This is a genomic window from uncultured Acidovorax sp. (assembly GCF_964021665.1).
In the GTDB taxonomy this organism is placed as follows: Bacteria; Pseudomonadota; Gammaproteobacteria; order Burkholderiales; family Burkholderiaceae_C; genus Acidovorax; species Acidovorax temperans.
Genome location: NZ_CAXIAK010000001.1, coordinates 70,981 through 95,573, shown reverse-complemented (window position 1 = coordinate 95,573; position 24,593 = coordinate 70,981). Strand labels below are relative to the sequence as shown.

The window sequence follows — 24,593 nt, the reverse complement described above, 5'->3', positions numbered from 1 at the left end:
AAAATATGTTCAAAAATAAGCACTTAGAACAGGCTATGCAAGTGATACCTGAAGCACAGGCAAGCCGATAGGACTTGTTAACCTTGGTGACCTGCCGATAGGCACACCCGATCGGCTCTCATCAGCGCAGACAGGACACCCCGAAATCGGGCGACTTGCTCGCTACCGGCATAAAAAAGCCCCGCCAAGTGGGGCGGGGCTGACTCCAGGCAGGCAATGGCGCAAACCCGCGCCCTCTTGGATCAAAGGATGTAACGCGACAGGTCTTCATCCTGACTGAGCGACTGCAGACGTGCATCCACATAGGCCGCATCGATGCGCACGGTTTGACCGCCCAGGCGGGCGGCGTCAAAACTCACCTCGTCCAGCAGGCGCTCCATCACGGTGGACAGTCGGCGGGCGCCGATGTTCTCCGTGCGCTCGTTCACTTCGTAGGCAATGTGGGCCAGGCGCGTGATGCCCTCAGGCAGAAATTCCAGCGTCACACCTTCTGTGGCCAGCAAGGCCTGGTACTGCTTGACCAACGACGCATGGGTCTGGGTGAGGATGGCCTCAAAGTCCTTCACCGACAGCGACTCCAGCTCCACACGGATGGGGAAACGCCCCTGCAACTCAGGAATGAGGTCGCTGGGCTTGGAGAGGTGGAAGGCCCCCGAGGCGATGAACAGGATGTGATCCGTCTTGATCATGCCGTACTTGGTGGAGACGGTAGTGCCTTCTACCAGGGGCAGCAGGTCACGCTGAACCCCCTGACGGGAAACGTCAGAACCGCTGGTTTCCTGGCGCGCAGCCACCTTGTCAATTTCGTCGATGAAGACGATTCCGTTTTGCTCGGCATTGGCAATGGCGCGGATCTTGATTTCCTCTTCATTCACCAGCTTGCCTGCTTCCTCGTCGGTGATGAGCTTGAGGGCCTCGGCGATCTTGAGCTTGCGGGTGCGGCGACGGTCCTGGCCCAGCTGGCTGAACATGCCACGCAGCTGGTCGGCCATTTCCTCCATGCCCTGGGGGCCCATGATCTCGACCTGCGGGCGGGCATCGGCCACGTCGATCTCGATCTCCTTGTCGTCCAGCTGGCCTTCGCGCAGCTTTTTGCGAAACACCTGGCGCGCAGTGTTGTCGGCAGCGGGCTCAGCCCCGGCCGCTGTGCGGGCCTGAGGAATCAGCACGTCCAGAATACGCTCCTCGGCCGCGTCTTCGGCGCGGGTGCGCACCTTCTTCATCTCGGCTTCACGCGTCTGCTTGACGGCCATCTCGGCCAGGTCGCGGATGATGGCGTCCACATCCTTGCCCACATAGCCCACTTCGGTGAACTTGGTGGCCTCGACCTTGATGAAGGGAGCATCGGCCAGCTTGGCCAAGCGGCGCGCGATCTCGGTCTTGCCCACGCCCGTGGGGCCAATCATGAGGATGTTCTTCGGGGTGATCTCGTGGCGCAGGCTGCCTTCGACCTGCTGGCGGCGCCAGCGGTTGCGCAGCGCGATGGCCACGGCGCGCTTGGCGCTGGCCTGGCCCACGATGTGGTTGTCCAGCTCGGAGACGATTTCCTGGGGGGTCATGGAAGACATGGTGTCAGCCTGAATTCAATCAAAAATGGTTCTAGCGCTTATCAATAAAGCGCCAGCAGCTATCAAAATAATAGTAAACCTGCGCAGTCGCCGCTCAGAGCGTCTCGATGGTGTGGTTCATGTTGGTGTAGATGCAAAGTTCACCCGCAATTTCGAGCGACTTCTTCACGATCTCCTGCGCGGACAGATCGGTGTTGACCAGCAGCGCCTTGGCTGCCGAGTGTGCATACGCTCCACCCGATCCAATGGCCACAATGCCTTGCTCCGGCTCCAGCACATCGCCGTTGCCGGTGATGATGAGCGACGCGCTGGCATCGGCCACGGCCAGCATGGCTTCAAGGCGGCGCAGCACGCGGTCGGTGCGCCAATCCTTGGTCAGCTCGATGGCAGCGCGCGTCAAGTGGCCCTGGTGCTTTTCCAGCTTGGCCTCAAAGCGCTCAAACAACGTGAAGGCATCGGCCGTGGCGCCCGCAAACCCCGCCAGCACCTTGCCGTGGTACAGCTTGCGCACCTTGCGTGCCGAGCCCTTGACGACGATATTGCCCAGCGTGACCTGGCCATCGCCACCAATGGCAACCTGCATGCCCTGCGGCGTCTGGCGGCGCACGCTCAAGATCGTGGTGCCATGAAACACCGGTGTGTTGTGTGTTGAGTCCATAGCTGCCGCAGGTGGGGGCGGTATGCGCAATTGCAAGCACTCCTGCAGGAGAAACGCCGCCGCAGCAAGGGCTTCAGTTCTTGCGCGGGATGACCCAGGCGTGCTCGTTGATACCGATCACGTTGAAGAACACAGCAATGAGGCGGTGCAGGTTCTGGAAATGCACCACATGGCCCTGCGATTGCAGATCGGCCGCCCAGTTGAGCAAGGAGCCAGCCGCCGCAAAGTCGATGCGCATGAGCTTGTCGCACGCAATAACGAGAGGCACACCCGGCTTGACCAACTCTTGCAGCGGCTGCAGCAAAGGCACTGCATCGCCCTCAATGACGCCACTGAGCAGCGCTGCCGGCCCGTTGTCGATGGGCGGCGGCAATGTCAGCTCTCCAAAATCAGAGGCCAGCATGTCGCGCTCGTTGGCCTGTGGCTGTGCGGTAGCCGACGCGTTGTCATCGGAATAGCTGCACTTGGGCGCCACCCACGATGGAGGCGAAACTTCAAACGTCACGCAGTAGTCCAGCGCGACCAGTTCGAATTCATCCGGGCGCCCCATCAGGCGCAAAGCCGACATGCGCAGACGCCACCATTCCGTGCCGGAGGTGCGATCTCCCGACTGGGTCATGATCTCCAGCAGAGTCTCCAACCGGTCCACACCAGAGAAAACAAACTGGCCTTGCTTGTCTGCCCAGCGGGTGAACAGATCGGCCAGCAGCGGCACCGCAGCATCGTCAATCCCCGCAATGCGCGACCAAGCCAGTGTCCAAGGAGAAGCCGCACGCTCGACAGAGGCCTGCAATGCAGCCACAGAGGACACAGCCAACCGCTGAGGCGCATTCCAGCTGAACTCACGGCGCCCCGGCGCATCACCAGCAGGGTCAGACGAGGAAACTTGCAAGCCCAACTGGTCAGGCAGCGAGAACCACAGTGGGGCGGAACGGCTGTACTGCGCCGCAAAATCAATGGCCAGGCTTTCAAAGCGGTCTTGCTGCCCGGTGGCCCGGTACAAGTCGAACAGCGTCATCCACAGTTCCAGCTGCTGCTCAGGGTCATCCTGCCGATGCTGCTCTAGCACCTGCATCAGTCCCGACTCAGCGCCTTCATGGTCACCGTTGGCATAGCGGATGGCCGCTTCTTCAAGATCGGGGTCATGCACGAATCTCTCCAGCTGGACGACCACAGGGGCAACCCCGCCTGGCACGGTGGGGCTGAACGGTGCGTGGACCTCCGGGTCACCTTGCAGCGCAGCGTCCACACCGCCAAAGCGGCCCACCGCCATGCTGTCGTTAGCAAACAAGGGCGCCACCGGGCTGGGCGCCGTAGGCGCTGCGCTGGCGGCGGCCAACGGGCTGCCCAAAGTGACAGGGGCCGTGGGCGCAAACGCTCGGTCATCGGCCGCCTGGGCGTCTGGCCCCGGTGCAGGCTGTGTCTCGCCAGTGGGCATGGTGAGCGGCATGGTTTCGCCAGCCTCGTTGCCCGACTGCTTGCTCTTCCACCACTGCTGCGACATCTGGGCTTCGATCTCGTCGATCTTCTTGAGCGTCACGGCTCGCTCGTCGGGCGAGGCCATGCTGCTTTGAAAGAACGAAGGCCGGTTGCTCGTGTCTTCAGTGCGATGGCCTTGGAGCACTTCGCGCTGGCGCAGTTTGCGCAGCTGATCGAACTCGCGGCGGCGCACAAAGTCATTGCGGCGCTTGCGCTCAATCATCTCCTTGAGCATCTGCTTGCTGTACTGGCTCTCCCGGTCATCTTGCAGAGAATCCAGCTCTGTCCACTGCACGGTGGGATTGCGCACAAACCTCACCATCTTGGACAGCAGTCCACCGGCTGGTGGGGTTTCTTCCTTGCTCATGGTGATGCGGGTACGGTGGTGAAGAGGCTACTCAGGATACAGCCTGCTTCAATCCCCGAACATCTTTTGCTTGAGTTCGCGGCGCTGCTGGGCTTCCAGCGACAGCGTGGCCGTGGGGCGTGCGATCAGGCGGCCCACGCCGATGGGCTCGCCCGTCTCGTCGCAGTAGCCGTAGTCGCCCGCATCAATGCGCGCGATCGATTGCTCGATCTTCTTGAGCAGCTTGCGCTCGCGGTCGCGGGTGCGCAGCTCCAGGGCGTGCTCTTCCTCGATGGTGGCACGGTCGGCGGGGTCGGGCACCACCACGGTGTCTTCGCGCAGATGCTCGGTGGTTTCACCGGCACTGTTGTGGATGTCCTGCTTGAGCTGAACGAGCTTGAGGCGGAAAAACGCCATCTGCTTGTCGTTCATGTACTCGCTGTCAGGCATCGCCATCACTTCAGCGTCTGTCAGCTCCTCGGCCGTCTTGGTCTTCCAGTTGTTGGCGAGCTTGGGGTCTTTTTTGGCAGCGGTGTAGGTAGGTTGCACTGGCGCGGTCGTGGGCATGGTGTGTTGGTAACTGGCTTTGGCAGCGGTGGAAGCCACTGCCTGGGCCATCGATGGTACGGTCAATTGGGCCAATCGCGAAGAAGTCCGAGTGGCGCGCAGCGGAACTTGCGGGCTCTCGGCCACGGGGGCCGGAGCGACAGCGGCAGCCTTGGCGGAAGCCGCAGGCTTGGTCGCCTTGGCGGATACCGGGGCGGCAGCACCTTTGGCCGCAGTGGCAGGCGCTTTGGTCACCGCTTTGGGTTTGCTGGTATCGGCTTTCACTTCCTGGTCTCCTCGCTATACGGGCAGGCCCCGGCTGCGGGGGCAGTCAGGGACGGATGGCAAGCCTTCCGGGGTTTTACCGGGGCGCGATTGTATCGACCTGCGCCGCCGCAAACGAAAACGTTGCAGATACAACACACCCCGGTGTTTCCCCGAGGGAAACGGCCTCAGACCAGGCTCTGGTCCAGACCCTGACGGAAGATGTCCTGCGGCAGATCGATGCCGATGAACACCATCTTGCTCACCCGCGCCTCGCCTTCAGCCCACTGGGGACCCAAATCGCTGCCCATGAGCTGGTGCACGCCCTGGAAGATCACCTTGCGGTCGGTGCCCTTCATGTTCAAGACACCCTTGTAACGCAGCATGCGCGGGCCATAAATGTTGACAATGGCGCCCAGGAAGTCTTCCAGCTTGGCGGGGTCGAACGGACGGTCGGAGCGGTAGACAAAGCTCTTGACGTCGTCATCGTGGTGATGGTGGTGACCATGCCCGTGGCCATGCTGGTGCGAGGGGTGATTGCACGCCTCGCCCGGCGCATGGTCGTGGTGCTCATGGCCATGGTCGTGATCGTGGTCGCAATGCCCATGGTCGTGGTCGCAGTGGCTGTGGTCGTGCTCGTCTTCCTTGAGGAAGTCGGGGTCGATGTCCAGTTTGGCGTTGAGGTTAAAGCCCCGCAGATCCAGCACCTCCTTGAGAGGCACCTCACCAAAATGCACCGCCTTGATGGGCGCACGCGGGTTCATGTGCTTGAGGCGGTGCGTCAGGGCATCCACATCCTCGGCGCTCACCAGATCGGTCTTGGACAGGAAAATCTGGTCGGCAAAGCCCACCTGGCGGCGTGCTTCCTGGCGGTCATTGAGCTGCTGCGCTGCGTGCTTGGCGTCTACCAGGGTGATGATGGAGTCGATCAGGTAGGTCTCGGCAATCTCTTCGTCCATGAAGAAAGTCTGCGCCACGGGGCCAGGGTCGGCCAGGCCGGTGGTCTCGATCACGATGCGCTCAAAGTCCAGCAGGCCCTTGCGCTTCTTGGCGGCCAGCAGTTGCAGGGTTTCACGCAGGTCTTCGCGGATGGTGCAGCAGATGCAGCCGTTGCTCATCTGCACGATCTGCTCTTTCGACTCTGTCACCAGGATGTCGTTGTCGATGTTTTCTTCGCCAAACTCGTTCTCGATCACGGCGATCTTCTGGCCGTGGGCCTCGGTCAAGACGCGCTTGAGCAAGGTGGTTTTGCCCGAGCCCAAAAAGCCCGTGAGGATGGTGACTGGAATGAGTGCCATGGGAATCTCTTTCAAATGAACTAAGGCGGGGGCCACAGCCCCCTGCCCGCTGGATAACCGTGTCCGCAGATCGGGGCAGAACTGGTTTTTTCCAGTGTAGCGATCGTGTCAAGCCCCTGCGGGCGACAAAGTGTGCCCGCTCAGGCCTTGCGCATCACCACCAGGCCCTTGAGGTATTCCCCTTCAGGAAACTCCAGTGTCATCGGGTGGTCAGGTGCGCCCCCCAGGCGTTCGGTGATGTAGCCATCCACCCCCGCATCGGCCCCGGCAGAGGCCACGATCTTGTGAAACAGATCGGCACTGATGCCACCCGAGCACGAGAAGGTGAACAGCACACCGCCCGGCTCCAGCAGTTGCAGCGCCAGGCGGTTGATGTCTTTGTAAGCCCGCGCTGCGCGGTCGGCGTGGGCGGCCGTGGGCGCAAACTTGGGCGGGTCGAGCACGATGGCGTCAAAGCGCACGCCGTCCTTCAAAAACTGGCGCAGCGAAGCATTCACATCGGCGTCCATGAACCGGGCCTGCGCCACATCAAAACCGTTGAGCAGCACATGGGCGCGGGCCCGCTCCAGCGCAGGGCCGGACGAATCGATGGAAGTCACCACGCCACCGCCCTGCCCGCCGGCCTGTTCGGCAGCGCGCATGCCCGCCAGCGCGGCCACGCTGAAGCCGCCCGTGTAGCAAAAGCAGTTCAGCACCTTGCGCAGGTTCAGCCGCTGCACGCAGTCGGCGAAGCGCTTGCGGCTGTCGCGCTGGTCCAGGTAAAAGCCGGTTTTGTGGCCTTCGGCAATGTTCAGCGTCAGGCGCCAGTCGTGTTCGTGGATGGTCAACTCCAGTGGCGGCTCAGGCTGCCCTGTCTGCCCAGCAACAGGCCCACCCCGCAGCCAGCCGGTGGCGGGCTCCAGACCTTCCAGCTGGCGCACGTTGGCGTCCGATCGCTCATACAGCTTGCTCAAGCCCGTGGCCTGTAGCAAGGCATCGGCCAGCACCGCCTTCCAGCGCTCGGTGCCTGCGCTGGTGAACTGGGCCACCAGCGTGTCGCCATAGCGGTCCACGATCAGGCCCGGCAGCCCGTCAGATTCACCGTGCACCAGCCGCACGCCGTCACTCTTCACATCAAATCGTGCTCTGGCGCTTATGGAGCGTGCGCAGGCAGCTATGAAAAATGAAGCATCAATGCGCTGCTTTTCATCAAAGCTCCACACCCGGGCTCGGATGCGCGAATGGGGGCTGAACGCCGCCCAGCCCAAAAACTGCCCCTCGTGCGACTCGACACGCACCGTCTCTCCGCTGTCGCCGCCGCCTTTGGCAATGGCAGAGTCAAAAATCCACGGGTGGCGGCGCTGCAGCGAGCGTTCTTTGCCTTGCTTAAGTCGGATCGTTTTCATCCCTGGATTGTGCAGGCAGCCATCCCGTTAGCCACCGGCCCGAACAGCGGCGAATGACCTCACAGTCAAATAAAAATTTGTCAAAATTGACACAATTTTTCTCATTGATAAAATTTGATTCATATTGTTATCATTTAAGCCAGGGCATCCGATGATCAACGCCGCAACTGCCACATCTACCTCCCTCTCCGCCGCCTCCAGTGGCACCGGGGCGCTGACCCAAATTCGGGAATTCCTGGCATTCAAGATCGCCAACGAGGAATACGGCGTGGACATCCTGCGCGTGCAGGAAATCCGCTCGTACGAAAAGCCCACCAGCATTGCCAATGCACCAGAGCACCTCAAAGGAGTGGTAAACCTGCGCGGCGTCATCGTTCCCATCATCGACCTGCGCATCAAGCTGGGCGTGGGTGAGGTGCGATACGACCACCTCACCGTGGTGATCGTGCTCAACATCGGCGACCGCGTGGTCGGCGTGGTGGTGGATGGGGTGTCAGACGTGCTCACGCTGGAGCCATCGCAGCTGCGCCCCGTGCCCGCGCTGGACTCCAACTTCGACCCCGACCACATCCTGGCGATTGGTTCGGTGGACGAACGCATGCTCATCTTGCTGGACATCGAGAAGTTCCTGTCCGACACCGTGCTGGGTGAGTCCACTGTCGGCGCGCATTGGCGCCAAAGCGCAGCCTGAGTAGCTGACCAGCGCGTAGCGCCCGGCTTCAGGGCTTTTTGCGCGCCCGCGGGTGGGCTGCGTCGTACACCTTCGCCAGGTGCTGAAAATCCAGCCGCGTGTAGACCTGTGTGGTGGTGATGTTGGCGTGGCCCAGCAGTTCCTGCACTGCCCGCAAATCGCTGCTGGACTGCAGCACATGGCTGGCAAACGAGTGGCGCAGCATGTGCGGGTGCACCGGGGTGGTCAGTCCCGCCAGCTGGCTGCGCTGGCGCAGCCGCAGCCACACCGATTGCGCCGTGAGCCGCTTGCCGCGTTGGCCCACAAACAACGCCCCCTCCAGCCTTGCTGCCGCACCGCCAAATGGCTGCGCGCGCAGCGCCAGCCAGGCCTGCAGCGCCTGCACCGCCGCCCGGCCCACGGGCACGCTGCGGCGCTTGCTGCCTTTGCCAAACACATGGGCCTCGCCCGCCTGCAGATCGACCCAGCCTCGACCTTCACGCTCGGCATGCGGGCTGGCCACGGCGTCCAGCCCCACCAGCTCGCCCACACGCAGGCCGCAGCCGTAGAGCAGCTCCACCATGGCCGCATCGCGCGCTTCCAGCCAGGGATCGGCTCCGGTGTTTTCGTAATCGGCCAGGCGCACCGCGTCGTCCACGCCCAGGGCCTTGGGCAGCGGCTTGGGCGCCTTGGGCGCGCGCACATCCTGCACCGGGTTGTGCGCGACCAGGCCCTGGCGCCCGGCCCAGGTGTAAAACCCGCGCCAGCCCGAAAGAATCAACGCAATGCCCCGCCCGCTGCGCCCGCCGCTGTGCATCTGCGCCACAAAGCGGCGGATGTGCGCACTGGTGAGCTGCAGCAGCGGCAGATTCACCCCCGCCGCAAACTGCGCAAGCTTTTCCAAGTCCAGCGTGTACAGCGTGAGCGTGCGCGCCGCCAGCCGCTTTTCCACCCGCACATGCTCCAGGTAGCGCAGGACCTGGGGATCGGTGGGGAGTGATGCGGGCAAGGGCACATCGGCCATGGGCTTAACCGACGTTGGACAAGACAAAAGCTGCCGCCAGCGCCAATGCCCCAGGTCGCCGCAACCGGCGCGGCCCAGGCCAGGGACGCCAAGCAAGGGCCTGCGCCGGCCGCGCCGCCCCGCAGCGACGGCGTCGTCCCCCTGCCCGCGCAGCGCAGCGAAGCGAGAGCGGGGGGAAGGCGCGCAGCGCCTCAGGGGGGTGTCTCATGGCTACTTCAACCGCACCAGCGCCGCGCTGGCCAGCTCCGCAATGCGTGAGAGAAATTCCGTGCCCATGGTGGCGTCAAAGCGCTGCGGGTCGGGCGAGCCCAGCACCAGCAGGCCAAACGCTGGCGTGGCGCTGTCGATGGCGCCTTCGCGCAGCGGCAGCAGGGCCAGCGACTGGGCGGGCTCGCCCGCCTCCTGTGCCAGCCAGCCCGCAGGCTCAAAGCCCAGGTTGGGGCCACAAAACGGCATGGTCAGCGACGAGGCAAACGCCCGCGCGTCTTCACTCGCGCCTTGCGTGAAGTCAGCGTCGATGTAGGGGCCAGCCACCGTCCACACACGCACGGCCGCCTGGGGCACATCGAACAGGGTGCGGATGCCTCTGACCACCGCCTCGGGCAGGTCGAAGGGGTCCTTCACGCGCAGCAAGGCGCTGGTCCACTGGTGCACCTTGGTGGCAATGGCGGTGTTGTCGTTGCTGTTGCGCACCATATCCATGATGCGGTGCTCCAGCCCCTTGATCTTCTCGCGCAGCATCTCGGCCTGGCGCTCCTGCAGGCTCACGGCGCGCTGGCCGTGGGGGCTGGTGATCTGCGCGCTGGCCAGCACCTCGGCATGGCGTTCAAAGAAGCCGGGGGTGTTGGTCAGAAAGTTGGCGATGTCTTCTTCGGTGATCGGGGGAACGTGGGTGCTGGTCATAGGTGGTCTGGGATGTCGATCTGGCCTTCGAACACGGTGGTGGCCGGGCCGGTCATGTAAAGGGTGTCGGTGTCCTGGCCGGTCCAGGCGATGGTGAGGCGGCCGCCGCGCATGTCCACATGCACTTCGTGGTCGAGCAGCCCCAGGCGAATGCCTGCCGCCACGGCCGCGCAAGCGCCCGTGCCGCAGGCCAGTGTTTCGCCCGTGCCGCGCTCGAACACGCGCAGGCGCACATGGCTGCGGCTCACCACCTGCATGAAGCCGGCATTCACCCGCTGCGGAAAGCGCACATGCCGCTCCACCAGCGGGCCCCAGACAGCCACGGGGGCGGTGTCCACGTCATCTACGAGTTGCACGGCGTGCGGGTTGCCCATGGACACCACTGCTACCAAAACAGTAGCTGGTTGCGCGGGTACATCAAGCGCTAGAGGCCATTTTTGCCCCGAACCTTGCGCCACCGGCTGCAAGCCAGCGGTGTCAAATGGCACGAGGGCAGGCTCCAGCACCGGGCGACCCATGTCCACGGTGACGCGGCCATCGGGCGTGAGGCGGGGGGCGATGACGCCGCTGAGCGTCTGCACGCGGATGGTGTCCTTGTCCGTCAGGCCCTTGTCGCGCACGTAGCGTGCAAAGCAGCGCGAGCCGTTGCCGCACTGCTCCACCTCGCCGCCGTCGGCGTTGTGGATCACGTATTCAAAGTCGATGCCTTCTGCGGGCGAGGGGCGCACCGTGAGGATCTGGTCTGCACCCACGCCAAAGTGGCGGTCGGCCAGGTAGCGGTAGTGCGCAGGCGTCAGGCCCAGGCGGCCCTGGGTTTCGTCCAGCACGACGAAGTCGTTGCCAGCGCCCTGCATTTTGGTGAAGCGAATCTGCATGTGCGGATTATCGTCGTTGCCCGGCCGCGTGATGGGGGCTCCAGCCCCGAGAGCTCCACGCCCCCACTGCTCCCCCACGCACTTCGCCTGCAGGAGCCCGCCCGGCTGCGGCCAAGTGCTGGGCGGCGCGGTTTCTGGCCCGCGTTTGATCTTGATCAGGCGCGCGGCATGACCGCAGTCAATCCCAGCGCCTACCATGGGGCCCGCAAAAAAGGAGTGCCCCATGGGTTTGACGGTGGAAGTTCTGAACGATCTGGAGGCCAGCAACCTCCAGGCTGCATCGCAGGCAGCCTTGATGGAAAACAACGCGATTGCGCTGATTGAATTGCTCGAAATGCTGTGGAGCTGCAACCTGGAAGGCGCCAACACGGTGATCGACGCCGTGCTGCAACGCCTGCTGCAGCTGCGCGCCGCGCGCTGAAGCCCAGCCCGCCTCCCCCCGCAGCGTGTGGCCGGGTGCACCCCCGGCCAGAGTGCCGATAATGGCCCCATGCCACGCACCAGCCAGCACCTGCACCCCTCCCGCCAGCCCGTGAGCCCCCTGCACGCAGCCACCGTGCTGCTGCTGCGCGATGCCTCGCCGGGCGGCGATCTTGAAGTTTTGATGACCCGGCGCTCTGGCAAAGCCAGCTTTGCGCCGGGGGCGTACGTCTTCCCCGGCGGGGGCATTGACGAGGCAGACCGCCTGGCTCACCCCGTGGCCGACCGGCGCCCCACGCAAAGCGACGAACACCTCACCCAGGCCATCGCGGCCATTCGCGAGAGCTTTGAAGAGCTGGGCATTTTGCTGGCGCGCCATGCCAGCGGCCCCCGCCAAGGCCAGATGGCCGACGCGCAAGACATTGCCGCGCTGGACCGCCACCAGCCCTTTGCCGAGCAATGCAGCGCCCGCGGCCTGCGCCTGGCCGCCGACAGCGTGTTCCTGCTGGCCCACTGGACGGCCGACCGCGACCTGCCCCGGCGCTTTGCCGTGCCCTTCCTGGTGGCGCGCATGCCCGAGGGGCAAGAGCCCGTGGCCGACGAAACCGAGCAGTTTGAGCCCGTGTGGGTGCGCCCGGCCGACGCACTGGCGCGGCACGAGGCAGGCCAGTTCTTCATGATCTTCCCGACCATCCGCACCCTGCAGTGGCTGGCCCGCTTTGCCAATACCGACGCCGTGCTGGCCGCCCTGGCGCACGAAAAGCCGCTGTGGACCAGCTGCCCCCGCGCCGGGCTGCTGGGCGGCAAGGAAGCGCACTACATGGAAGGCGATGCCCCCTTCGGCGAACTGGCCCTGGTGTGCCCCGATGGCCAGATCGCCCACCCGCTGGACTGGCAGAGCGAGCGGCCCGTGCCGCTGCTCAAGAACGTGCAGCGCCTCACCGCCCCCAATTCGGGCGTGATGACCGGCCCCGGCACCAACAGCTACCTGGTGGGTGAGCCGGGCACCGGCTTCATCGCCATCGACCCCGGCCCGGCCGACCCCGACCACCTGGAAAAGCTGTGGCGCGCGGCGGGCGGCGATATCCGCATGATCGTGTGCACCCATTCGCACCCCGACCATTCCCCTGGTGCAGCCCCGCTGCAAGCGATGTGCGAACGCGCGGGCCGGGCCAAGCCGCCCATATTGGGCCTGCCATCGGCCCCCACAGCACGGGTGGCGAGCCAGTTCACACCCGATAGAGCGCTACAAAATAATGAGCTACTGGCGCTTACTGGCAAAGCGCTGGAAGGCGAAATCACCCATACCCTGCAAGTGGTGCACACCCCCGGCCACGCAGCCAACCACCTGTGCCTGATCCTGCGCGAAGACGGCCTGCTGTTCAGCGGAGACCACATCCTCAACGGCAGCACCACCGTGATCGACCCACCCGACGGCAACATGGCCGACTACCTCGACTCGCTCGACCGGCTCGATGCCCTGTGCGCCGAACACGACGTGCAATTCATCCTGCCCGCACACGGCTATGTGCTGGACAATGCGCGGGGCGCCATCGCCCAGCTCAAGGCCCACCGCCTGGCGCGCGAAGCGAAAGTGCTAGCCGCCATGCAGGCCCTGCCCGACGGCACAACCGAAGACTGGGTGCGCCACGCCTACAGCGATGTGCCCCCGCGCATGTGGCCTGTGGCCCAGCGTTCGCTGCTGGCCCATGTCGAGCGCATCCGCACCCTGCCACCGGGCAACAATTGACCGCTGCCCCCTCCACAAGAACAACGAGCCCCGCCTCCATGACCGCACCGAATCCCGATCCCAGCCACATTCGCCTTGCCAAGCGCGTGGCCGAGCAGTTGAACTGCTCGCGCAGCACCGCAGAACAGTTCATCGAGGGCGGCTTTGTGAGCGTGGACGGGCAGCTGGAAGAAGCCCCCGGCGCGCGCGTGCGCCCGGACCAGGTCGTCACCGTAGCGCCCGACGCCAGCCTGCTGGAGCTGACCCCGGTCACGCTGCTGCTGCACAAGCCTGTGGGCTTTGAAGCGGGCCTGGGCCTGCCGCAGGGCGCTGCTGCGCACGGCAGCCGCAGCCAGGGCGCGGCGCAGGCCATCACGCTGCTGAGCGCAGCATCGCACCTGCCTGAAGACGCCAGCGGCATCCGTGTACTGCAGCGCCACTTCAAGCAGCAGGAATGCTTCACACCGCTGCCCACCGAAGCCAGCGGCCTGGTGGTCTACACGCAAGACAAGCGCATCGCGCGCAAGCTGACGGAAGACATTGAGTCGCTGGAGCAGGAATGCATCGTCGAGGTGGCAGGCGAGATTGCGCCCAACGGGCTGCAGCGCCTGTGCCACGGCCTGTCGTTCAACGGGCGGCCGCTGCCCCCCATCAAGGTAAGCTGGCAAAACGAGACCAAACTGCGCTTTGCCTTGAAGGGCATCCGCCCCGGCCAGATTCCGGCCATGTGCGAGGCTGTGGGCCTTCGCGTGCTGGGCATCAAGCGCATCCGCATCGGGCGGGTGCCGCTGGCCAAGGTGCCTGAAGGGCAGTGGCGCTACCTGCAGCCCTGGGAAAAGTTCTGACTACGCCCACCCCATAGCTACCAAAAACATAGCTGCCAGCGCTTGTCACGATTGCGCCAGAGGCACTTTTCACTTCAAGCAAACCCCTCTTGATCGGCTGCTAAACTGCGCCCACAAAAGGGAGGGAGAGAATGCACCACAACACCCAAGGCGGCGCTGCAGAACAGCCGTCGGTTTTCATGTCTCAGAACATTGAGGCGTATCCCATGGAATTCACCGGCAGCGGCGGTGAGTACTTCCGGGTCTGGATCGTGAACGTGCTGCTGGGCATCGTCACGCTGGGGTTCTACACCCCCTGGGCGCGCCGGCGCACCGCCATGTATTTCTACGGCCACAGCCTGGTCGCCCACAGCCCGCTCGAATTCACCGCGCAGCAGCGCAAGATGGTGCTGGGCTTCGTGCTGCTGGCCCTCATTTCCATCGCCTACCAAATTGCCGCCAAAACCGGGCAGGACCTGGCCGTGGGGCTGATGCTGCTGGCCGGTGCCGTGCTGGCCCCCTACCTTTGGGCCAGCGCCATGCGTTTTCGGCTGGGGGCCACGCGCTGGAAGGGGCTGCGGCTTCAGTTTTCTGCCACCTGGAAAGAGGTGTATCTGGCCAGCTGGCCGGTGTTTGCCCTGGCGCTGGTGTGGTTTGGTGTTTTCTTTGGCATGCAGATGCTTTCGCCCGAATTGGCCCAAGCCCTCGATGGCCCGGCCGCCAGCGGTGCCCCCAAGGTCAAGCCGCAGTTCACCGCCCCCATGGGCGCCCTGCTGGGCCTGGGGCTGCTGCTGTCCATCCTGTGCTTCATCCGGCTCGAATACAACTACAAAAGCCTGCTAGTGCTGCGCGCCCGCCTGGGCAACGAGCACGGGCGCTGGAAGCCTGTGTACACCGATTTCGTGAAGGTGTGGCTGGCCACCGTGGCAGTGTTCATTGCCTGCGTGCTGGTGGTGTGGCTGGCCGTGACGGCGCTGGCCGGTGGCTCCATCGCCATGCTGCTGATGAGCAAGGGCGCGGGCAAGGGCAACATCTTCTGGATCATCGTGATTGCCATCGTGGGCGTCATCGGCTTCTTCTTTCTGCTGCTGCTCGCATCGGCCCCGGCCCGCGCCTACCGCGAGGCGCGCATGTTCCAGCTGCTGTGGAACAACATCGGCGTGAGCCAGATCGCGCGCTTCAAGTGCAACCTGCGCGCCGGCCGCTTTATGCGTCTTCGCCTCAAAAACATGGTGCTGACGTTGCTGACCTTGGGCTTTTACCGCCCGTTTGCACGGGTGAGCGAATACCGCATGAAGCTCGAATCGGTCACCCTGCACATCAAGGGCGGGGCCGACCAGGTGGCAGGCGTGCTGGTGCGCCAGCAGGAAGGCGGCCTGGGCGATGCGCTGGCCGACGCCGCTGGCCTGGACCTGATTGGCTGACGCATGGCACTGAGCGCAGGCCCAGAGGCCGCGGCCCCCATGCTGCCCGCCCGTTGGTTTGATGGACTCAGCAGCAAGCCACGCCCCGTGATGGTGGTGCTGCAGGCCGGGGCCAAGGGGCCTTCACTGCTGCTGCACCCCTTGAACGAACCGGGCGCTGCGCCCCAGGTGTTCACCCACGCCCAGGTGGGCTGGCCCGAGGCCTGGAGCGACCGCCGCCCCCAGCGCCGTGTGGTGGTGGACCTGCGCGAGCGCGGCAGCCTTGAAGTGGATGCCGTGGCCGCGTGGTACAGCGCCTGGGCGGCCGCGGGCGCCAGGCCCGGCGTGGCCCAGCGCATGCAAACGCGCTGGCCCTTGCTGCTGGGCGCGGTGGCGGTGTCTGTTGTGGCGCTCGGGCTGTTCTACCGCTACGGCACCCCGTGGGCAGCGGCGCAGCTCACGCGCTGGGTGCCCCTGGGGTGGGAAACGCGCTTGTCCGCCGACCTGCTGCAACGCCTGGACGACGGCTTTCTCAAACCCAGCAAGCTGCCCGCCGAGCGGCGCGCCCAGCTCAACGCACGCTTTGAGGCCCTGGCCCGGCAAGCCCCCTACGCCGCCCAGCGCTACGCCAGTTACCGGCCGCCACTCAAGCTGGAGTTCCGCTCTGGCATGCCTGCCAATGCCTTTGCCCTGCCCGGCGGCACGGTGGTGATGACGGACGCCATCGTCCAGGCTGCGGCCGACAAGGGCATCAGCGACGACGCCCTGATAGGCGTGCTGGCCCACGAAATCGGCCATGTGGTGCACCGCCACGGCATGCGCATGGTGGTGGAGCAAGGCGTGCTGAACATGGGCCTGGGGCTGGCCTTGGGCGATGTGTCGGGCGTGGTGTCCACCGGCGCCACCCTGCTCACCAGCCGCGCCTACAGCCGCAGCCACGAGCGCGAGGCCGACTGCTACGCCATGGCCCTCATGCGCCAGGCATCGTTACCCACGGCCCCCATGGGCCAGTTGCTGCTGGCGATTGCGCACGATGAGGAAGACGAAGCCCGCAAGCCCAAGGGCGCCAAGCCTGCTGAATCGACCGCCCCTGCCGCCGAGCCGGCCTCTGCCCCCAAGGCCAAGGACAAAGCTACCCCACGGGAATCGAGCCCGGTGTGGTCGCTGCTCGCCTCCCACCCCGACACCGTGCAGCGCGCCACCGAGCTGCAGCAAGGGCACGCGCCGCATTGCGCACGTTGAGCGCGCGTCCCAAGCAAAAGGGCCGGACCGCGTTGGCAGTCCAGCCCTTGAAAATAAAGTGTGAAGCGCGCCGATAAGCCGGATTCTGTGCACCACGGTTGCCCGCAGTGTGACCGCCATTAATCTGGGCCGGGTGTCGCCACCACGGCTCGGTGCTACCTACCCGCCAGCTCTCCCCGCGGATCCACAAGGTCGAGAGAGGTCGCCCTGCTCCCGTGGCTGGCCTACTTGGTATTGCTGCGCGTAGAGATTGCCCGTTTCACCCCCAGTGGTCTACCTTGCGGCACTCCCCTGGGACTCGTCTCTGTTGCTCTGATCCTCACCTCACGGTGGGCAGCCGTTAGCTGCTACGCTGTCCTGTGCAGTCCGGACGTTCCTCCAGTGCCTGGTTTCCCAGATTGCACCAGCGGCGGTCTGGCGTGCTTCACGGCGCTGATTATCCCAGAGCATGGCGTGCGCTGCGCCGAGGGCATTGAAAATAGATGCTCCACCAGCCACCGACGAGCCATGACAGAACCCACCCACTTCGACACCGGCGCCCGCGAATGGGACCAGCGCCCCACCTCGCTGCAACTGGCTGCCGTGCCCCCGCGCCTGCTGGCACAGGTTCCCTTCGCCACCACCGACCGCGTGCTGGACTTTGGCGCAGGCACCGGCTTGCTGGCCACCGCCATCGCCCCGCAAGTGGCACAGGTCACCGCACTGGACAGCTCCGGCCCCATGCTGCAGGTGCTGCAGGAAAAGGGTTTTGCCAACATCACCACGCTGCAGCAGGACATCTTCGACGGCCTGCCCGAGCGCTACGACGCCGTCGTGAGCTGCATGGCCATGCACCATGTGCCGGACACGCGCGCCCTCATGCAGGCCTTTGCCGATGCACTCCAGCCCGGCGGCCGCATCGCGCTGGTGGACCTGTATGCCGAGGACGGCAGCTTCCACGGCGACAACGCGGCCAAGGGCGTGCACCACTTCGGCTTTGCACCCGATGCACTGCAGGCGCTGGCCGAGCAGGCGGGGCTGCAGGGCATTGCGTTCACCGAAGTGTTACGCGTGCACCGTCCCAATGGGCGCGAGTACCCGCTGTTTCTGATGACGGGGCATAAGCCCTGAGCCAGCACGCTCATCAAAAACCATAGCACCTGCCGCTTTCCACACGGGCACTGGACGGTGTTTTGGCACTAAATCCGCATCTTTTTGCAGCTGCATATCCATATGCCCAGGCAGGCAGAACAAGTGGTTCAGAATGGGCGACACCTTTTCATCCCCTTCTCCAGGAGACGCCATGAGAGTCGAGAACATTCTGCAAACCATCGGCAACACGCCCCACGTTCGCATCAACCGCCTGTTTGGCCCGTCGGCCAACGTGTGGGTGAAGTCCGAGCGCAGCAACCCCGGTGGCTCGGTCAAGGACCGCATTGCGCTGGCCATGGTGGAAGACGCAGAAAAATCGGGCGCGCTGCAGCCCGGCGGCACCATCATCGAGCCCACCTCGGGCAACACGGGCATTGGCCTGGCCCTGGTGGCTGCCGTCAAGGGCTACAAGCTCATCCTGGTGATGCCCGACAGCATGAGCATCGAGCGCCGACGCCTGATGCTGGCCTACGGCGCGCAGTTTGATCTGACGCCCCGCGAAAAGGGCATGAAGGGCGCCATCGCCCGCGCGCAAGAATTGCAGGCACAAACCCCCGGCGCGTGGATTCCGCAGCAATTTGAAAACCCCGCCAACATCGACATCCACGTGCGCACCACCGCCCAGGAAATCCTGGCCGACTTCCCCGACGGGCTGGACGCGCTCATCACCGGCGTGGGCACGGGCGGCCACCTCTCGGGCACCGCCCGCGTGCTCAAGGCCAAGTTCCCGCAGCTCAAGGTGTTCGCGGTCGAGCCCACGGCATCGCCCGTGATCTCGGGCGGTGCACCGGCACCTCACCCCATCCAGGGCATTGGCGCGGGCTTCATCCCCAAGAACCTGGACACCAGCCTGCTCGACGGCGTGATCCAGGTCGATGCAGAACCCGCTCGCGAATACGCCCGCCGCTGCGCGCGCGAAGAGGGCATGCTGGTGGGCATCTCCTCGGGGGCGACGCTCGCGGCCATCGCGCAAAAGCTGCCCGAGCTGCCCGCTGGCGCCAAGGTGCTGGGTTTCAACTACGACACGGGCGAGCGCTACCTGTCGGTCGAGGGCTTCCTGCCCGCGTGATACCGCTCACGGTGCAGCAACGCACCTGAATGACCAGGGCCCTGCGGGGCCTTTGGTTTTTGCGCCACGGCAGCACACCGCCACGGCCAGCCGTCCTACACGGGTAGAGCCCCGTGGCTTCAACAATCGTTTGCACCCCTTGGGATTCCCGTAGCGCGATTCAACCCAGGGGCTTGTTCACAACGATCTGTTCACCCATGGCCACCCCACCCTCCCTGCCGATTGCGTTCAAGGTGCTCACCGTGAATGTGCACAAAGGCTTCACCACCTTCAACCGTCGCTTCATGCTGCACGAGCTGCGCGAGGCCGTGCGCGGTGTGGCGGCAGACCTGGTGTTTTTGCAAGAGGTGCAAGGCAGCCACCAGCGCCATGCGCAGCGCGTGGCCAATTTTCCGCAGGTGCCGCATTACGAATTTCTGGCCGACACGATCTGGTCGCAATACGCCTACGGGCGCAACGCGGTGTATGACAACGGCGACCACGGCAACGCCCTGCTGTCGAAGTTTCCCATCACGCATTACGAAAACCACGACATCTCCATCCGGGGGCCGGAGCGGCGCGGCATGCTGCATTGCGTTCTGCAGCCGCCGGGCCACCACCTGCCAGTGCATGCGGTGTGCGTGCACCTGGGGCTGCAGGAATCGCACCGCCAGCAGCAGTTGCAGCGCGTGTGCGATCTGATCAACAGCTTTCCGGCCGACGAGCCCGTGGTGCTGGCGGGCGATTTCAACGACTGGCGGCATCGCGCCCACGCCGTGCTGCAGCGCGAAGCCGGTTTGGAAGAGGTGTTCGTCCATGCATTCGGCCGTGCGGTGCGCACCTTTCCTGCATCGATGCCGCTGCTGGCGCTGGACCGCATTTACGTGCGCAACGCCGCCGTGCACGCACCGCTGGAACTGCCCCGCAAACCCTGGGACCAACTCTCGGACCACGCACCGCTGGCGGCGGAGATTCTGTTATGACCCGCCCCTTCTTTGCACCGCGCTCTTCCCGCTGGGTGCCGGGCAACCACTTCGAGTTGCTGGAGAACGGAGAGGAGTTCTTCCCCCGCGTGTTCGATGCGATTGCCAACGCCCGGCACGAGGTGATGCTGGAGACCTTCATCCTGTTTGAAGACAAGATCGGCCAGCAACTGCACGCAGCGCTGCTGGGCGCCGCGCAACGTGGCGTGGAAGTGCACGTGCTGGTGGACGGATTTGGCTCGCCCGACCTGTCTGAACAGTTCGTGGGCAGCCTGGTGGCCGCCGGAGTGCATTTCCGCATTTTTGACCCGGGGCGGCGCATTCTGGGCCAGCGGCTGAACGTGCTGCGGCGCATGCACCGCAAGATCGTGGTGGTGGACGGGCAGCTGGGCTTCATCGGCGGCATCAACTACTCGGCCGACCACGTGGCCGAATTCGGCCCCGAGGCCAAGCAGGACTACGCCGTACAGGTGCGCGGCCCCGTGGTGGCCCACTTGCACCACTTCACGCGCCAAGCCGTGCTGCCCAAGGCAGAACGCCAGCGCGCCCGGCAGGCGGGCGTGCTGGGGCACCCCCACGCGGGCACGGCGCACGCCATGTTCGTCACCCGCGACAACCAACAGCACACCAATGACATTGAGCGCCACTACCGCGTGGCCCTGCGTGCCGCGCGCAGCCGCGTGGTGATTGCCAATGCCTACTTCTTTCCGGGCTACCGCTTCATTCGGGAAATGCGCCGCGCAGCCAAGCGCGGTGTGGATGTGCGGTTGATCCTGCAGGGCCAGCCCGACATGCCCATCGTGCGCACGGCCGCGTCGCTGCTGTATGACCACTTGTTGCGCGCCGGGGTGCGCATTTACGAATACTGCGACCGCCCGCTGCACGGCAAGGTGGCGCTGGTGGACGAGGCCTGGGCCACCGTGGGGTCCAGCAACCTCGACCCGCTGAGCCTTTCGCTGAACCTGGAGGCCAACGTCATCATCCAGGACCGCGCCTTCAACGCACAGCTGCACCGCCGCCTGTCGCACCTCATGAACCACAGCTGCCGCCAGGTGCAGGCTTCGCCCTCGGGGCCGTGGGAGGGGCTGCGCCTGCTGCGCAGCTATGTGGTGTTCCACCTCATGCGCTGGTTCCCCACCTGGGCCGGATGGCTGCCCCGCCATGAGCCGGTCATTACCAAGGCCAAAGCCGGTCCAGCCGCCGAGCCCACGCGCCATGCAACCCGCAGCCCTGCCTGAATTGCATCAGCGGCGTGAGCGGCGGCACGGCTGGCGCAGCCTTCCGCAACGCCCGTGGTGGCCCTGGCTGACACGCGGGGCTGCCGCGGCTTTCTTTGTGCTGGTGGCCGGGTTGCTGTTTCGCCAGGCCCGCACGGTGGACTGGCCCGCCGTGCTGCAGGCGTTGCGCGCCCTGCCCCCGGGCACCCTCGCCGTGGCTGGTGCGCTGGCGCTGGCCAGCCACTGTCTGTATGGCACGTTTGACCTGGTGGCGCGCCACTGCTGCGGGCACCGCCTGCGGCGCAGCACCACGCTGGGCATTGCCATGACCAGCTATGCCTTCACACTGAACCTGGGCTCGCTCGTGGGAGGGGTGGGCGTGCGCTACCGGCTGTATGCGCGGCGCGGGGTGGATGCGGGCACCATCGGCCAGGTGGTGGGCACCAGCGTGTTGACCAACTGGGTGGGCTACCTGCTGCTGGCTGCTGTGCTGCCCTGGCTGTGGGCACCGCCGCCGCTGGCAGGCTGGAGTGCACCCGCATGGCAATGGCGCCTGGGCGGCGCCTTGCTGGGCTGCATTCCACTGGCTTACGGTGTGCTGTGTGCGCTGCGCGCGGGGCGTGCCCTCACGCTGCGGGGCCACGCGTTTGCACTGCCCCGCTGGCCCGTGGCCTTGTGGCAAATGGCTGCGTCGGCCGGCAACTGGATGCTGATGGGTGCCGCGCTATGGGCCACGCTGCAGGCGCAGGTGAGTTACCCCGCTGCCTTGGCTACCGTGTTGCTGGGCGCGGTGGCGGGGCTGGTGCTGCGGGTTCCCGCTGGCCTGGGGGTACTGGAAGCCGTGGGCGTGGCCCTGCTGACCAGCCCCAGCCTGGGGCAGGACAGGGTGCTGGCGGCCCTGCTCGCCTACCGTGCGCTGTATTACTTCGTACCCCTGGTGCTGGCTTCGCTGGCCCTGGGTGCAGCAGAACTGCGCTGGCGCCACAGTGCAGCAGCTCCTGCCAAAAATTAGGGCAAATCGGCCTGTAGCGCTTACTACACAAGCGCTTGCAGCTATCAATTTTGAATCAGTGCATTCACCGCAAGCGGGCGCCGCACGGTTTGTCGGTGCGCAGGAAGGCCACCCCCGGTAAAATCACGGCCCCTCGACTTTGCCTGCCGCCCGATCGACACGGGCCCGCAAAACCATGATCCGACTCTCTGAAATCCGGCTGCCCTTCACGGTGGCCGAGGCCCCCGAGGCGCCCCTGCGCGCTGCCGTTTCGCAACTGCTGGGCCTGCCTGCCTCTGACATTGCGCACATCCACGTTTTCAAGCGCAGCTTTGACGCCCGCAAGGCCGACCTGCTGGCCGTCTACATCGTCGATGTCACGCTGATCCAGCCCGAGCGCGAAGCCGCGCTGCTCGCCAGGTTCGCCAGCAACCCGCACATCCAGCCCACGCCCGACATGGCCTGGCACCCGGTGGGCCAGGCGCCTGCCGACCTACCCCTGCGCCCGGTGGTGGTGGGCTTCGGCCCCTGCGGCATCTTTGCCGCGCTGGTGCTGGCGCAGATGGGCTTCAAGCCCATCGTGCTGGAGCGTGGCAAGACCGTGCGCGAGCGCACCAAAGACACCTGGGGCCTGTGGCGCAAGCGCGCGCTCAACCCCGAGAGCAACGTGCAGTTTGGCGAGGGTGGCGCTGGCACCTTCTCGGACGGCAAGCTCTACAGCCAGATCAAGGACCCGCGCCACCTGGGCCGCAAGGTGATGAACGAGTTCGTCAAAGCCGGCGCACCCGAAGAAATTTTGTACGTCGCCCACCCGCACATCGGTACCTTCAAGCTGGTGAAGGTGGTGGAGAACCTGCGCGAGCAGATCATTGCGCTGGGCGGCGAGATCCGCTTCGAGCAGCGCGTGACGGACGTGATCGTCGAGAACGACGCCCAAGGCCAGCGCCACCTGCGCGGCCTGAAGGTGCTGAACCAGGCCACGGGCGAAACCACCGAGCTCGCTGCCTCCCATGTGGTGATGGCGCTGGGCCACAGCTCGCGAGACACCTTTGCCATGCTGTACCAGCGCGGCGTGGCCATGGAAGCCAAGCCGTTTTCCATCGGCTTTCGCATCGAGCACCCGCAAAGCGTCATCGACCGCGCCCGCTGGGGCCGCCACGCGGGCCACCCGCTGCTGGGCGCGGCCGACTACAAGCTGGTGCACCACGCGCAAAACGGCCGTGCGGTCTACAGCTTCTGCATGTGCCCCGGAGGCACGGTGGTGGCCGCCACCAGCGAGCCGAACCGCGTGGTGACCAACGGTATGAGCCAGTACTCACGCAACGAACGCAACGCCAACGCGGGCATGGTGGTGGGCATTGACCCGCGCGACTATCCGCACGACCCCGCTGCGTTCGAGGCCCACCTGGGCCAGACCTACGGTGTGGAGGCGCTGCCTGCCGGGCAGTTCCACCCACTGTCGGGCAGCGTGCTGCAGCGCCAGCTCGAATCCAACGCCTTTGTGCTGGGCGGGCGCGACTACAGCGCGCCGGGCCAGCTGGTGGGCGAGTTCATTGCGGGCAAGCCGTCCACCCAGCTGGGTGGCGTGGAACCTTCGTACAAGCCCGGCGTGGCCCTGGGTGACCTGCACGCCGCCTTGCCTGGCTACGCCATCGAGGCCATGCGCGAAGCCCTGCCCGCCTTTGGCCGCAAGATCAAGGGCTTTGACATGCACGACGCGGTGCTGACGGGGGTGGAAACGCGCACATCCTCGCCACTCAAGATCCCGCGGGGCGATAACCTGCAAAGCCTGAACACCGCCGGCCTGTACCCGGCGGGTGAAGGCGCCAGCTACGCGGGCGGCATCTTGTCAGCCGGGGTGGACGGTATCAAGGTGGGTGAAGCCGTGGCACGCAGCCTGCTGGGCACAGGTGCGGCATGACGGGCGCGCCCCTGCAACGACCCAGCAAGGCGCAGTTTGCCGCCGCCGCGCTGGCCATGGCGGTGGTGGTGCTCGCCTCCAACATCCTGGTGCAGTTCCCCATCAACGACTGGCTGACCTGGGGCGCCATCACCTACCCGGTGGCCTTCCTGGTGAGCGAGATGGTCAACCGCGCCCATGGGCCGGCGCAAGCCCGGCGCGTGGCCTGGGTGGGTTTTGCCGCGGCCGTGGCGGCATCGCTGGTGCTGGCGCCCGCGCGCATTGCCGTGGCTTCAGGCACCGCCTTTTTGCTGTCGCAATGGCTGGACATTGGTGTGTTTGACCGGCTGCGGCATGCCACCTGGTGGCGCGCCCCGCTGGTGGCCACCTTGCTGGCTGCGGTGCTGGACACCGCCGTCTTCTGGAGCATTGCCTTTGCGGGCACCGAAGACCCCTGGGTGACCTGGGCGCTGGGCGACCTGGCCGTGAAGCTGGCCCTGGGCGTGGCGCTGCTGCTGCCGTTTCGCCTGTTCATCGGCCGCCAGCTGGCACAGCGCGCCGCCTGACGCCGTGGCGCGGCCGCACCGCGCCCCCTCTTGACTTGCATCAACCAGCGCGCCGGGCAGCGCGCAACACTTGGGGTCTGCGCGCATCTCGCTGAAGTGGCCTTCGGCGGATCGCTCCCGTGC

Annotated in this window: 22 protein-coding genes and 1 other RNA gene; 13 read left to right on the top strand and 10 right to left on the bottom strand. The window is 65.4% G+C overall.

The features are described from left to right. Window positions 1-242 precede the first annotated feature (242 nt). From hslU to AADJ04_RS00415, 6 genes are all read right to left on the bottom strand, one after another. Entirely contained in the window at window positions 243-1,568 is a 1,326-nt protein-coding gene (hslU, locus tag AADJ04_RS00440; protein WP_341238378.1) for an ATP-dependent protease ATPase subunit HslU, read from the bottom strand. 94 nt (window positions 1,569-1,662) lie between these two features. Further along, window positions 1,663-2,226 carry an ATP-dependent protease subunit HslV gene (gene hslV / locus AADJ04_RS00435; RefSeq protein WP_198846749.1) on the bottom strand — a complete coding sequence of 188 codons (564 nt, stop codon included), beginning with the start codon at window positions 2,224-2,226 and terminating at the stop codon, window positions 1,663-1,665. 73 nt (window positions 2,227-2,299) lie between these two features. Beyond that, entirely contained in the window at window positions 2,300-4,072 is a 1,773-nt protein-coding gene (locus AADJ04_RS00430; RefSeq protein WP_341238377.1) for an STAS domain-containing protein, read from the bottom strand. A gap of 48 nt (window positions 4,073-4,120) precedes the next feature. After that, the gene (gene dksA, locus AADJ04_RS00425) at window positions 4,121-4,882 is read right to left on the bottom strand and encodes an RNA polymerase-binding protein DksA (RefSeq protein ID WP_082758775.1); all 762 of its coding nucleotides are present in this window, start codon (window positions 4,880-4,882) and stop codon (window positions 4,121-4,123) included. A gap of 167 nt (window positions 4,883-5,049) precedes the next feature. Continuing rightward, window positions 5,050-6,159, bottom strand: a complete 1,110-nt coding sequence (locus AADJ04_RS00420) for a GTP-binding protein (protein ID WP_142082100.1) — start codon at window positions 6,157-6,159, stop codon at window positions 5,050-5,052. 140 nt (window positions 6,160-6,299) lie between these two features. Next, a complete protein-coding gene (locus tag AADJ04_RS00415; RefSeq protein ID WP_341238376.1) occupies window positions 6,300-7,544 on the bottom strand; it encodes a class I SAM-dependent methyltransferase in 1,245 nt (414 codons plus the stop codon). Window positions 7,545-7,695: 151 nt separating this feature from the next. Here AADJ04_RS00415 and AADJ04_RS00410 point away from each other — a divergent pair, with 151 nt between their 5' ends. After that, the gene (locus AADJ04_RS00410; protein WP_341238375.1) at window positions 7,696-8,235 is read left to right on the top strand and encodes a chemotaxis protein CheW; all 540 of its coding nucleotides are present in this window, start codon (window positions 7,696-7,698) and stop codon (window positions 8,233-8,235) included. Between the two features lie 28 nt (window positions 8,236-8,263). Here AADJ04_RS00410 and AADJ04_RS00405 read toward each other — a convergent pair whose 3' ends face one another. The 3 genes from AADJ04_RS00405 to dapF form a co-directional block, all read right to left on the bottom strand. Next, complete coding sequence (locus AADJ04_RS00405) at window positions 8,264-9,238, bottom strand: tyrosine recombinase XerC (RefSeq protein ID WP_341238374.1); 975 nt, start codon at window positions 9,236-9,238, stop codon at window positions 8,264-8,266. A 210-nt stretch (window positions 9,239-9,448) separates the two neighbouring features. After that, window positions 9,449-10,141, bottom strand: a complete 693-nt coding sequence (locus tag AADJ04_RS00400) for a DUF484 family protein (RefSeq protein ID WP_341238373.1) — start codon at window positions 10,139-10,141, stop codon at window positions 9,449-9,451. Next, complete coding sequence (gene dapF / locus AADJ04_RS00395) at window positions 10,138-11,016, bottom strand: diaminopimelate epimerase (RefSeq protein WP_341238372.1); 879 nt, start codon at window positions 11,014-11,016, stop codon at window positions 10,138-10,140. The genes AADJ04_RS00400 and dapF overlap by 4 nt, the downstream gene beginning before the upstream one ends. Before the next feature lie 223 nt (window positions 11,017-11,239). On the opposite strand from dapF, the gene AADJ04_RS00390 reads away from it, so the two are divergent. The 5 genes from AADJ04_RS00390 (at window position 11,240) to AADJ04_RS00370 (ending at window position 16,634) form a co-directional block, all read left to right on the top strand. Next, the gene (locus tag AADJ04_RS00390; RefSeq protein ID WP_044397721.1) at window positions 11,240-11,437 is read left to right on the top strand and encodes a hypothetical protein; all 198 of its coding nucleotides are present in this window, start codon (window positions 11,240-11,242) and stop codon (window positions 11,435-11,437) included. A 69-nt stretch (window positions 11,438-11,506) separates the two neighbouring features. Beyond that, a complete protein-coding gene (locus AADJ04_RS00385) occupies window positions 11,507-13,186 on the top strand; it encodes an MBL fold metallo-hydrolase (protein ID WP_341238371.1) in 1,680 nt (559 codons plus the stop codon). A 38-nt stretch (window positions 13,187-13,224) separates the two neighbouring features. Further along, window positions 13,225-14,010, top strand: coding sequence for an rRNA pseudouridine synthase (locus tag AADJ04_RS00380; protein ID WP_341238370.1), 786 nt, complete (start codon window positions 13,225-13,227; stop codon window positions 14,008-14,010). A 131-nt stretch (window positions 14,011-14,141) separates the two neighbouring features. Then, window positions 14,142-15,413 (top strand): YjgN family protein, encoded by a 1,272-nt coding sequence (locus AADJ04_RS00375; protein WP_341238369.1) that lies wholly within the window; start codon window positions 14,142-14,144, stop codon window positions 15,411-15,413. A gap of 3 nt (window positions 15,414-15,416) precedes the next feature. Continuing rightward, window positions 15,417-16,634, top strand: a complete 1,218-nt coding sequence (locus AADJ04_RS00370; RefSeq protein WP_341238368.1) for a M48 family metallopeptidase — start codon at window positions 15,417-15,419, stop codon at window positions 16,632-16,634. Between the two features lie 58 nt (window positions 16,635-16,692). Here AADJ04_RS00370 and rnpB read toward each other — a convergent pair. Then, window positions 16,693-17,060, bottom strand: an RNA gene (gene rnpB / locus AADJ04_RS00365) — RNase P RNA component class A. 81 nt (window positions 17,061-17,141) lie between these two features. Here rnpB and AADJ04_RS00360 point away from each other — a divergent pair. From AADJ04_RS00360 to AADJ04_RS00330, 7 genes are all read left to right on the top strand, one after another. Next, window positions 17,142-17,744 carry a methyltransferase domain-containing protein gene (locus AADJ04_RS00360; protein ID WP_341238367.1) on the top strand — a complete coding sequence of 201 codons (603 nt, stop codon included), beginning with the start codon at window positions 17,142-17,144 and terminating at the stop codon, window positions 17,742-17,744. A 172-nt stretch (window positions 17,745-17,916) separates the two neighbouring features. After that, on the top strand, window positions 17,917-18,834 hold the full coding sequence (gene cysK, locus AADJ04_RS00355; RefSeq protein ID WP_066691378.1) for a cysteine synthase A: 918 nt from the start codon (window positions 17,917-17,919) through the stop codon (window positions 18,832-18,834). A 197-nt stretch (window positions 18,835-19,031) separates the two neighbouring features. Continuing rightward, the gene (locus AADJ04_RS00350) at window positions 19,032-19,796 is read left to right on the top strand and encodes an endonuclease/exonuclease/phosphatase family protein (protein ID WP_341238366.1); all 765 of its coding nucleotides are present in this window, start codon (window positions 19,032-19,034) and stop codon (window positions 19,794-19,796) included. Next, window positions 19,793-21,034, top strand: a complete 1,242-nt coding sequence (gene clsB / locus AADJ04_RS00345; protein WP_341238365.1) for a cardiolipin synthase ClsB — start codon at window positions 19,793-19,795, stop codon at window positions 21,032-21,034. Before AADJ04_RS00350 ends, clsB begins: the two co-directional genes overlap by 4 nt. Further along, complete coding sequence (locus AADJ04_RS00340) at window positions 21,012-22,025, top strand: lysylphosphatidylglycerol synthase domain-containing protein (RefSeq protein ID WP_341238364.1); 1,014 nt, start codon at window positions 21,012-21,014, stop codon at window positions 22,023-22,025. The genes clsB and AADJ04_RS00340 overlap by 23 nt, the downstream gene beginning before the upstream one ends. A 175-nt stretch (window positions 22,026-22,200) precedes the next feature. Then, window positions 22,201-23,925, top strand: coding sequence for an NAD(P)/FAD-dependent oxidoreductase (locus tag AADJ04_RS00335; RefSeq protein WP_341238363.1), 1,725 nt, complete (start codon window positions 22,201-22,203; stop codon window positions 23,923-23,925). Beyond that, window positions 23,922-24,470: a VUT family protein gene (locus AADJ04_RS00330; protein WP_341238362.1), complete on the top strand. Its 549-nt coding sequence runs from the start codon at window positions 23,922-23,924 to the stop codon at window positions 24,468-24,470. Before AADJ04_RS00335 ends, AADJ04_RS00330 begins: the two co-directional genes overlap by 4 nt. Window positions 24,471-24,593: the final 123 nt, after the last annotated feature.

Excerpts from the sequence above, each read along its gene's own strand:
- AADJ04_RS00375 (WP_341238369.1), top strand. The coding sequence starts at position 14,142 with ATGCACCACAACACCCAAGGCGGCGCTGCAGAACAGCCGTCGGTTTTC.
- AADJ04_RS00360 (WP_341238367.1), top strand. The coding sequence starts at position 17,142 with ATGACAGAACCCACCCACTTCGACACCGGCGCCCGCGAATGGGACCAG.
- clsB (WP_341238365.1), top strand. The coding sequence starts at position 19,793 with ATGACCCGCCCCTTCTTTGCACCGCGCTCTTCCCGCTGGGTGCCGGGC.
- AADJ04_RS00385 (WP_341238371.1), top strand. The coding sequence starts at position 11,507 with ATGCCACGCACCAGCCAGCACCTGCACCCCTCCCGCCAGCCCGTGAGC.
- AADJ04_RS00415 (WP_341238376.1), bottom strand. The coding sequence starts at position 7,544 with ATGAAAACGATCCGACTTAAGCAAGGCAAAGAACGCTCGCTGCAGCGC.
- hslU (WP_341238378.1), bottom strand. The coding sequence starts at position 1,568 with ATGTCTTCCATGACCCCCCAGGAAATCGTCTCCGAGCTGGACAACCAC.
- AADJ04_RS00390 (WP_044397721.1), top strand. The coding sequence starts at position 11,240 with ATGGGTTTGACGGTGGAAGTTCTGAACGATCTGGAGGCCAGCAACCTC.
- hslV (WP_198846749.1), bottom strand. The coding sequence starts at position 2,226 with ATGGACTCAACACACAACACACCGGTGTTTCATGGCACCACGATCTTG.
- cysK (WP_066691378.1), top strand. The coding sequence starts at position 17,917 with ATGAGAGTCGAGAACATTCTGCAAACCATCGGCAACACGCCCCACGTT.
- AADJ04_RS00420 (WP_142082100.1), bottom strand. The coding sequence starts at position 6,159 with ATGGCACTCATTCCAGTCACCATCCTCACGGGCTTTTTGGGCTCGGGC.
- AADJ04_RS00350 (WP_341238366.1), top strand. The coding sequence starts at position 19,032 with ATGGCCACCCCACCCTCCCTGCCGATTGCGTTCAAGGTGCTCACCGTG.
- AADJ04_RS00400 (WP_341238373.1), bottom strand. The coding sequence starts at position 10,141 with ATGACCAGCACCCACGTTCCCCCGATCACCGAAGAAGACATCGCCAAC.
- AADJ04_RS00430 (WP_341238377.1), bottom strand. The coding sequence starts at position 4,072 with ATGAGCAAGGAAGAAACCCCACCAGCCGGTGGACTGCTGTCCAAGATG.
- dapF (WP_341238372.1), bottom strand. The coding sequence starts at position 11,016 with ATGCAGATTCGCTTCACCAAAATGCAGGGCGCTGGCAACGACTTCGTC.
- AADJ04_RS00405 (WP_341238374.1), bottom strand. The coding sequence starts at position 9,238 with ATGGCCGATGTGCCCTTGCCCGCATCACTCCCCACCGATCCCCAGGTC.
- AADJ04_RS00330 (WP_341238362.1), top strand. The coding sequence starts at position 23,922 with ATGACGGGCGCGCCCCTGCAACGACCCAGCAAGGCGCAGTTTGCCGCC.
- AADJ04_RS00380 (WP_341238370.1), top strand. The coding sequence starts at position 13,225 with ATGACCGCACCGAATCCCGATCCCAGCCACATTCGCCTTGCCAAGCGC.
- AADJ04_RS00410 (WP_341238375.1), top strand. The coding sequence starts at position 7,696 with ATGATCAACGCCGCAACTGCCACATCTACCTCCCTCTCCGCCGCCTCC.
- AADJ04_RS00370 (WP_341238368.1), top strand. The coding sequence starts at position 15,417 with ATGGCACTGAGCGCAGGCCCAGAGGCCGCGGCCCCCATGCTGCCCGCC.
- AADJ04_RS00340 (WP_341238364.1), top strand. The coding sequence starts at position 21,012 with ATGCAACCCGCAGCCCTGCCTGAATTGCATCAGCGGCGTGAGCGGCGG.
- AADJ04_RS00335 (WP_341238363.1), top strand. The coding sequence starts at position 22,201 with ATGATCCGACTCTCTGAAATCCGGCTGCCCTTCACGGTGGCCGAGGCC.